At 63.2% G+C, this 9,122-nt stretch carries 6 protein-coding genes; 5 read left to right on the top strand and 1 reads right to left on the bottom strand.

Annotated elements, in window-relative coordinates; genetic code table 11:
- Positions 1-164 precede the first annotated feature (164 nt).
- The 4 genes from clpB (at position 165) to NKJ37_RS20590 (ending at position 6,687) form a co-directional block, all read left to right on the top strand.
- Positions 165-2,771, top strand: a complete 2,607-nt coding sequence (gene clpB / locus NKJ37_RS20575; RefSeq protein WP_352774852.1) for an ATP-dependent chaperone ClpB — start codon at positions 165-167, stop codon at positions 2,769-2,771.
- Between the two features lie 115 nt (positions 2,772-2,886).
- On the top strand, positions 2,887-3,252 hold the full coding sequence (locus NKJ37_RS20580; protein ID WP_023811170.1) for an MmcQ/YjbR family DNA-binding protein: 366 nt from the start codon (positions 2,887-2,889) through the stop codon (positions 3,250-3,252).
- A gap of 148 nt (positions 3,253-3,400) precedes the next feature.
- Positions 3,401-4,906, top strand: coding sequence for a L,D-transpeptidase family protein (locus tag NKJ37_RS20585; RefSeq protein ID WP_352774854.1), 1,506 nt, complete (start codon positions 3,401-3,403; stop codon positions 4,904-4,906).
- Positions 4,907-5,127: 221 nt separating this feature from the next.
- The gene (locus tag NKJ37_RS20590) at positions 5,128-6,687 is read left to right on the top strand and encodes an MFS transporter (protein ID WP_352774856.1); all 1,560 of its coding nucleotides are present in this window, start codon (positions 5,128-5,130) and stop codon (positions 6,685-6,687) included.
- Positions 6,688-6,693: 6 nt separating this feature from the next.
- Here the strand turns inward: NKJ37_RS20590 and NKJ37_RS20595 are convergent, their stop codons facing one another.
- Positions 6,694-8,661: a M23 family metallopeptidase gene (locus NKJ37_RS20595; protein WP_352774858.1), complete on the bottom strand. Its 1,968-nt coding sequence runs from the start codon at positions 8,659-8,661 to the stop codon at positions 6,694-6,696.
- 252 nt (positions 8,662-8,913) lie between these two features.
- Here NKJ37_RS20595 and NKJ37_RS20600 point away from each other — a divergent pair.
- Positions 8,914-9,122 (top strand): hypothetical protein (locus NKJ37_RS20600; protein ID WP_352441783.1); only part of this gene is annotated, 209 nt, incomplete at its 3' end.

A 9,122-nucleotide genomic window follows, 5' to 3' on the forward strand; every position in this document is an offset into this window, starting at 1 on the left:
TGGGCGGCCGTGCAATATTATGAAGTTGCCGATATCGAGACGTCTTGAGGGTTCGGAACTTGTGCACCATATCAGCCTCAACTGGACCCGGCTCGAATGGGCGGGTCCGTCACCGCAATCGGATCCGGTGCCGCAAAGCGGGCCGGTGATGGAAGGAGACAGATATGAACCTCGAGAAATACTCAGAGCGCGTGCGCGGCTTTATCCAGTCCGCGCAGACTATGGCGCTTTCCCGCAACCATCAGCAATTCACTCCTGAACATATCCTGAAAGTGCTCGTCGACGACGATGAGGGCCTGGCCGCGTCGCTGATCGAACGCGCCGGCGGCAACGTCCGCGACGTCAAGCTTGGCGTCGAGGCGGCGCTCGAAGCGATGCCCAAGGTCGAGGGCGGCAATGGCCAGCTCTATCTGGCGCAGCCGCTGGCAAAAGTGTTTTCGACCGCCGAGGAACTGGCCAAGAAAGCCGGCGACAGCTTTGTCACGGTGGAGCGGCTCTTGCAGGCGCTCGCCATGGAGAAATCGGCCAAGACCGCCGACATACTGGCCAAGGCCGGCGTCACCGCGCAGGCGCTCAATCAGGTCATCAACGATGTCCGCAAGGGCCGCACCGCCGATTCGGCGAGTGCCGAACAGGGCTACGACGCGCTGAAGAAATACGCGCGCGACCTGACCGCGGATGCCCGTGCCGGCAAGCTGGACCCCGTGATCGGCCGTGACGACGAGATCCGCCGCACCATCCAGGTGCTGTCGCGCCGCACCAAGAACAATCCCGTGCTGATCGGCGAACCCGGCGTCGGCAAGACGGCGATCGCCGAGGGCCTGGCGCTGCGCATCGTCAATGGCGACGTACCGGAATCGCTGAAGGACAAGCAGCTGATGGCGCTCGACATGGGCGCGCTGATTGCCGGCGCCAAATATCGCGGCGAGTTCGAGGAGCGGCTGAAGGCAGTGCTCTCCGAAGTCACCTCGGCCAACGGCAACATCATCCTGTTCATCGACGAGATGCACACGCTGGTCGGCGCCGGCAAGGCGGATGGCGCCATGGATGCGTCGAACCTGTTGAAGCCGGCTTTGGCGCGGGGCGAGTTGCACTGCGTCGGCGCCACCACGCTCGATGAGTATCGCAAGCATGTCGAGAAGGATGCAGCGCTTGCCCGCCGCTTCCCGCCGGTGTTCGTCGACGAGCCGACGGTGGAAGACACCGTCTCGATCCTGCGCGGCCTGAAAGAGAAGTACGAGCAGCACCACAAGGTGCGCATTTCGGATTCGGCGCTGGTGGCGGCGGCGACGCTGTCCAACCGCTACATCGCCGACCGCTTCCTGCCGGATAAGGCGATCGACCTGGTCGACGAAGCCGCATCGCGGCTGCGCATGCAGGTCGATTCCAAGCCCGAGGCGCTGGACGAGATCGATCGCCGCATCATGCAGCTCAAGATCGAACGCGAGGCGCTTAAGGTCGAGACGGACGACGCCTCGAAGGATCGGCTTGCCCGCCTGGAAAAGGAACTCGTCGGCCTTGAGGAAGAATCGACCGAGATCACCGCCAAATGGCAGGCCGAGAAGCAGAAGCTCGGGCTTGCCGCCGATCTGAAGAAGCAGCTCGACGAGGCGCGCAACGACCTTGCCATTGCCCAGCGCAAGGGTGAATTCCAGCGCGCCGGCGAGCTTGCCTATGGCAAGATCCCGGAGCTGGAAAAGAAGCTGAAGGAGGCCGAGGCCCAGGACGGCAAAGCCGGCATGGTCGAAGAGGTGGTCACCCCCGATCATGTCGCCCACATCGTCTCGCGCTGGACCGGCATTCCGGTCGACAAGATGCTGCAGGGCGAGCGCGACAAGCTGCTGCGCATGGAAGACGAGATCGGCAAGCGCGTCGTCGGCCAGGGCGAGGCGGTGCAAGCTGTCTCGAAGGCCGTGCGGCGTGCCCGCGCGGGCTTGCAGGATCCGAACCGGCCGATCGGCTCGTTCATGTTCCTCGGACCGACGGGCGTCGGCAAGACCGAATTGACCAAGGCGCTGGCGAGCTTCCTGTTCGACGACGAGAGCGCGATGGTGCGCATCGACATGTCGGAGTTCATGGAAAAGCACTCGGTCGCCCGGCTGATCGGCGCACCTCCCGGCTATGTCGGCTATGAGGAAGGCGGCGCGCTGACCGAAGCGGTGCGGCGCCGGCCTTATCAGGTCGTGCTGTTCGACGAGATCGAGAAGGCGCATCCGGACGTGTTCAATGTGCTTTTGCAGGTGCTCGATGACGGCCGCCTGACCGACGGGCAGGGCCGCACGGTCGATTTCCGCAACACGCTGATCATCATGACGTCGAACCTGGGCGCCGAATATCTTGTCAATCTCACCGAGGATCAGGACGTCGATCTGGTTCGCGACGAGGTGATGGGTGTCGTCAGGGCGTCGTTCCGGCCGGAGTTCCTCAACCGCGTCGACGAGGTGATTCTGTTCCACCGGCTGCGCCGGCAGGATATGGGCCGCATCGTCGAGATCCAGCTCAAGCGGCTGGAGAGCCTGCTTGTCGATCGCAAGATCACACTTTCGCTGGACCAAGAGGCGGTCGATTGGCTGGCGGCCAAGGGCTACGACCCTGCCTATGGCGCGCGACCGCTGAAGCGAGTGATGCAGAAGGAATTGCAGGACCCGCTGGCGGAGAAGATCCTGCTCGGCGACATCCTCGACGGCTCGACCGTCAAGGTGACAGCCGGTTCCGACCGGCTGAACTTCCGCTCGAAACCGACGATCGTCGCGGCGGAAGTGGCAGCCTGATCCAAAGCCGCGCGTCCATCCCGGACGCGCGGCTTTTTAGGTCTTTGTCATATGCATGTCGTTCTCCCAAAACCGGGGCCACTTTTGGGCGATATGCGCAAAAAAGCGGGCGCGGATGACACTGGACGATTACAACAGCTTCTGCGCCTCGCTGCCCGCGACGAGCCATGTCGTCCAGTGGGGCGGCGCCCATGTCTGGAAAATCGGGGCCAAGATCTTCGCGATCGGCGGCTGGGACCAGGGCCAGCAGCTCTTCGTCACCTTCAAATGCTCCGATATCGCCTATGACGTGCTCAAGGAGCAGCCGGGCCTGCGGCCCGCGCCCTATCTTGCCTCGCGCGGCATGACATGGATCCAGCGTCGGACAAGCCAGAGTATGGATGATGCCGCGCTGAAGGACTATTTGCGCGAGAGCCATCGCCTTGTAGCCCTGAAACTGACCAGGCAGGCGCGCAAGGAATTAGGACTTGCCGCAAGCTAGTCTATATTCCTCGAGGCGCCGGAAAACCGCCATCTTCATGCCCGGTTCATGTTGGAACCATATGGTGGGTAACTGGTTTGCTGGCGAGGGGCTTCGCCAGAGAACAATGTCGGGCGTCGGCAATTACGGACCGGAGAGTTTCGCCACTATGCTGCGTACGATCTTCACCCTTTCGGTACTTGCCGGCGGGCTTTTGTCTGCCAATGCAATCGCTGCCCCAACGCAGGACAGCGCACCACCGATTGTCCGTGCCGCCGATACCGGGGGCATCCTTATCGCCCAGGACGGCAATCTCGACATCTACTACGACGCTAGAGGCAACCGCGTCATCGTCGATGCCGATACCGGCAAGGTCATCGCCATCCAGCCGCCGCAGACCCGGCTCGACCGTCGTGCCCTGCGCCGTGAGACACGACTGCGCGAATTGGGCCGCGCCCCCGACGGCGACGACCGCTACTATCTCGACGATCCGGAAGACATGGCGCGGTTCCGCCGCCAGCAGTTGGAAGAGGAAGGCCGCGTTATCCCGCCGCCGGCGGACGAGTACGATCCCTATGGGGACAATTCCGTCGAAGCCTATCCTCCCCCACCGCAGGACGATGGCAGCTACGACGACAATTATCCCGACGCGCCGCAGCCGGCGAAGCCGGGCACCATCAAGCGCCAGCCGCTGAACGAGGCCTCGATAGACCCTGCCCAGCCGGCGATACCCGCCGATCAGGCGGCTCTGCCACCAAAGGCTGGCGACAAGACCACTGTTGCCCCGGCACTTTCGCTGGGAGCGCGCCAGGATGTCGCCGCTCTTCAGGTGCTGCTCGACCGGGGTGGCGCTTCGCCTGGCGTCATCGACGGGCGTTTCGGTTCGAATGTCGACAAGGCGCTCGCTGCCTACAACCAGATCACCGGCGCCAATTTGCGATCGACCGACGCGGTCGCCATCCAGGCGGCACTTGCGCAATCCGGCGGCGATGCCTTCGCCAACTACACGATCACAGCGGGGGATGCGGCCGGTCCCTATGTCGCGTCGATCCCGGAAGACTACAGCCAGAAGGCGCAACTCGACCGCATGGGTTACACGTCGGTGACCGAGGCGCTCGCGGAGCGCTTCCACATGGACGAGAATTATCTCAAAGCGCTCAACCCGGACGTCGATTTCAATCGTCCCGGCACGACCATCAAGGTCGCCAATTTCGGAAAACTGGTTTCGACGCCGGTGGCCCGCATCGTCGCGGACAAGGACAAGAAAGAGGTTTTCGCCTATGATGCCGGCGGCAGACTGGTCGCGGCCTATCCCGCAACCATCGGCTCATCGGACACGCCGTCACCGTCCGGCATACACACGGTGTCGCGCGTCGCGCTCGATCCGAACTACACCTACAACCCCAGCATCAATTTCAAGCAGGGCCAAAACGACAAGGTCCTGACCATTCCGCCGGGCCCGAACGGTCCCGTCGGCTCGGTCTGGATCGCCCTGGACAAGCCGACCTATGGCATCCACGGCACGCCGGATCCGTCGAAGATAGGCAAGACCGAAAGCCATGGCTGCGTACGCCTGACCAACTGGGATGCGCGGGAGTTGGCCAAGCTGGTTTCGCCGGGTGTCACGGTGGAGTTTGTGGGCGGACCTTCAGCCGATAGCCTTGCGCAGCAGTGAGCTGTGAAGTGCGGCGGCATAGACCAGCTGCACGATCGGGATGAAACCGAGCTTTCAAGTGGTCGCCTTATCGAAATCCCCGCCGGCTGCACGTAACGGGGCTGGCATGACTGTGCCATTTGCACCCTGACATGGTGCAACCCTGGCCAAACGGCTGTTTTCAGCGACTGCAAGCCACTGGCCGGTTGTTGCTGGTGCGCTAGGGGTTTAAGCAAGGTTTCATGCATTCACCGAGTAAAGCTGCCGCCGTCCCGCTGACCAGCCCGGTCATGAATGGGACGTTCTGTCCGCAGTCGCAGCGGCGATTTGTGCTGATCGCGGCAATCCTGGCCTCGGCGCTTGGCTTCATAGACGGCTCGATCCTGGCCATCGCCACGCCGGCGATCCGCGTCAACCTTGGCGCCAGCCTTGCCGAGGCGCAGTGGATTTCCAATGCCTATGCGTTGACGCTCTCGGCGCTGATCCTGGCCGGGGGTGCCGCTGGCGACCGATTCGGCCTACGCCGCGCCTTCGTGGCCGGCATTGCGCTGTTCATCGTCGCTTCGCTTGCCTGTGCGCTGGCGCCGAATGCCATTGTGCTGATCGCATTTCGTGCCGTCCAGGGCATTGGCGCAGCGATCATGGTGCCCGGCAGCCTCGCCATCATCGCCAAGGCCTACCCGAAGAAAGAACGCGGCCGCGCTATCGGCATCTGGGCGGCGGCTTCGGCGCTGACCACGGCACTTGGCCCGGTGCTCGGCGGCTTCGTGCTGTCGGCCTTCGGCGACGGCATCTGGCGGGCGATCTTCGCCATCAACCTGCCGCTCGGGCTTATTTCGATCTGGCTGCTGCTGGCCAAGGTTCCAGCCGATACGCCGACGGAGAAACGCAGCCTGGATCTCGGCGGTGCAGCGCTCGCGACATTGGCCTTCGGCGCGCTTGCCTATGGGCTGACCTCGATGAGCGCGAGCGGCGAGGGCCTCATGGCAGGGCCGAGCATTGCCGCAGGCGTCGTATTGCTGGCTGCCTTCATCGTCTTCGAGCTTCGGCAGCGTGAGCCGATGATCGACCTCAGCCTGTTTCGTGTCGGTGCTTTCGCCGGTGCCAATGTGGCGACGTTCTTCCTCTATTTCGCGCTATCGGCCAACCTTTTCTATCTGCCGATGCTGCTGATCGCCGGCTGGGGACTGAGCACGGCCGAGGTCGGCTTCATCTTCCTGCCCTTGTCAGCAGCGATCGCGCTTTTGTCGGGACCTGTCGGCAAGCTGTCGGACCGGATCGGACCGCGTTTTCCGATCGCCTGCGGCAGCCTGGTCGTGGCTTTTGCGTTTGCCGGGCTGGCCTTGCTCACCTACGCCGGTATCCATAATTTCTGGACCGGAACATTCCCGCTGATGGGGCTGATGGGGCTCGGCATGGCTCTGGTCGTATCGCCTTTGTCGACCGCGATCATGACGGCGGTGGAAAACAAGGACACGGGGGCGGCCTCCGGCATCAACAATGCCGTCTCACGCATCGGCGGTTTGATCGCGGTGGCGGCGATGGGCTCGCTTGCCGCATGGGTTTACGCGAATGCGCTGGACGCGAGCGCAACGCCGGGCATCCCAGGATTTGGTGAACCGGCGCCAGCCGGGCTTGCGCCGGCCATCGATGCGGCGAGGCTCGCCGCCAGCGACGCCGCTTTTGCCGCGGTCTCTTCGGTGACCGCGCTGCTTTGCCTGTTTGCGGCTGTCATCGCCTGGACGACCATTCCCGGTGAGCGATTGCCATGGCCGCGACAGGCCGAAGATCAGCAAGGCTGAAGCGGGTCAACCGTCGATCTTGGCGCTCGCAACCTTCAGCGAATCGCTGTCTTCCTGCTTCAGCAGTTCGTCGATGCGGTCGCGCTCGCGCTTGAAGGCAACGAGGTCATCGCCCTTCAGCACCTTGCCGACCGGCAGGCGGACACGCATCGGATCAACCTTGGTGCCGTTGACGATCAGTTCGTAGTGAAGATGCGGGCCGGTGGCGAGGCCGGTCTGGCCGAGGAAGCCGATGGTCTGGCCCTGGCGGACGTGCACGCCCGGTTCGATGCCTTTGGCAAAAGCGCTCTGGTGATTGTATGATGTCTCATAGCCATTGGCATGGCGGATGATGATCTGCTTGCCGTAACCGCCGGCCCAGCCGACCTTCTCGACCGTGCCGTTGCCGGCGGCGATGATCGGCGTGCCGATCGGCGCGGACCAGTCGACGCCGGTGTGCATGCGGACATAGCCGAGGATGGGATGCCTGCGGGCGCCGAAACCGGAGCGGAATTTCCCGGCGGGCAGGGGATTGCGCAACAGGAACTGCTCGGCGCTCGAGCCGTCCTCATCGAAATAGTCGGTGCCGCCGTCCTGCATCTGGAAGCGGTAGAAGTTGCGGGTCTGGCCGCCGAACGTCGCCGAGACGTAAAGAAGCTCGGAGCTGTCCGAGGTCTGGTCGTCACCGTCGGGCTGCGAGAACAGGACTTCGATGCGGTCGGCGGGGCTGAGGCGGGATTGGAAGTCGACGTCGGACGCCAGCAACTTGATCAACCGCTGCGTCATCACCTTGGACATGCCGTAGGAATAGGCGGCGCGGTAGATGCCGTCATAGACGTTGGGCAGGTTGCCGCGCACCACCACGGGCGCCGACGAATCATCGAAGGCCGTCAGCAATTCGGGGTTCGGATCCGGTTCCTGCGCCGGCACATACTGGCCGCGATCGTTGAGCGCGATGGTGACGATGTGCTGGGTCCGGTCATAGACGCTGGTGCGCACGACCTTGGCGGCATCGCCGTGAACCTCAAGACCGACACGCAGCACGGTTCCAGCTTTGAGCGCCGTTGCGTTGAGCAACTTGGCGATAGCTTCGGCCATTCCGGTGGCATCTTCACCCGTGTAGCCCGAATTAGCAAAAGCCTCGGTGACGTCGAGATCCTTGGTGAAGGGGATGATTTCCTCGGCGAAAGCCGGCGCCTGGTCGTCAACAGTGGCGCGGGGCGCCACCGAGACATTTTCCGGCACGATCTTGACGTCGTAGGAGCCCGCCATGCTCTCGGCAAAAGCTTCGCCGAATCGCTGCGGGTCGACATAGTGAAGTGAAGCGACCTGCACGGCGCCGTCGCTGAGGTCGGTGCCGGCTTCGCGCACCACTTTTTCCACCTCGTCGGCGGAGAGGTCACTCTTTTCGTCGAAGGAAGCCGTTTCGATCGGAAAATCGATGGTCTTCAGGCTCATCTCGCTTTCGACCTTGGCGCCGTAGATCTGGCCGGAAGCGGCAGAGGCCGTCGCCGGCTGGGCATTGTCGTCGCTGTCGTCGCCGAACACCTGCATCGGGTCGAAGGGTGGGTAGGCGCGGCTGGTGGTGTGGCCGGCGGCAAGGGCCATCTTGATCTGGACGAAAGGCATGGTGTGGATGACGTCGCGGTCGCCGACCTTGGTGACCATCGACACTTCCATGCGGCGGCGGTCCTTGGCCTTTGCGATCTGACGCGGCGCCACCAGCCTGGTGGTCTTGGCGACTTCGCCAGAATCCCCGTTGCCGGCAAGGCTGATCAACTCGGCGATCTCGGGTGGGGTGGCTAGTTGCTGGCGGCCGTCAAGGGCGGCGAACAGCGCCACGCCCATCAGCACGCTCGAGGTGACGCCAGTGAGAAATGTTCCCGACAGCCAGCGTGCAGAAACCTCGCGCCGGTCGGGCGGGCCGCTGCGGCCATCCGCGACAAGCGGCGGCTCGTTGCCGAGTTCGGCTATGACATCTTCCGTGTCTGGCATCCAGAAAGGCTGCTTCTTCCCCGGGCGGAACGGCTTGTCGCTTTTGTTGTGGCCGTGACATTTGCCTGTCATGGCAGGTGAAGTCAACGAAGCGCCAGGCTCCGAACGAATTGCCCCCAAGCACTTCTCTTATAGAGCGCCCTACCAGGCGGGGCGGTGTACCTTCTCTGCAAGGCCATCGCACACTCCTATATAGGAGGGCTCATAAGAGAGGGGCTGCTCCGTCGGCGGCGCCCACTTTCGTTGGCTTTGGTGTCGAACGGCAATGCGGCGGCAATAGGGCTCCTTCCTGGCCGTCCAATCGGTATTGCCAGCGTTCCCCTGGGGCAGTCGGCTATCGACAGATCCGGTCCGAAATTTCTGTCGCAAAAACTTCAAAAACATTGTCGATGTGTGTTGACAGTTGTCGAGTGTGGCGACTATATACGCCTCACGAACGAGGGCGGCTCGCCGCTGGCGAC

Origin of the sequence: Mesorhizobium sp. M0140 (assembly GCF_040322475.1) — a bacterium.
Lineage (GTDB): Bacteria > Pseudomonadota > Alphaproteobacteria > Rhizobiales > Rhizobiaceae > Mesorhizobium.

Coding starts and splice junctions, on each gene's coding strand:
- NKJ37_RS20585 (WP_352774854.1), top strand. CDS start 3,401: ATGCTGCGTACGATCTTCACCCTTTCGGTACTTGCCGGCGGGCTTTTG.
- NKJ37_RS20590 (WP_352774856.1), top strand. CDS start 5,128: ATGCATTCACCGAGTAAAGCTGCCGCCGTCCCGCTGACCAGCCCGGTC.
- NKJ37_RS20580 (WP_023811170.1), top strand. CDS start 2,887: ATGACACTGGACGATTACAACAGCTTCTGCGCCTCGCTGCCCGCGACG.
- clpB (WP_352774852.1), top strand. CDS start 165: ATGAACCTCGAGAAATACTCAGAGCGCGTGCGCGGCTTTATCCAGTCC.
- NKJ37_RS20595 (WP_352774858.1), bottom strand. CDS start 8,661: ATGCCAGACACGGAAGATGTCATAGCCGAACTCGGCAACGAGCCGCCG.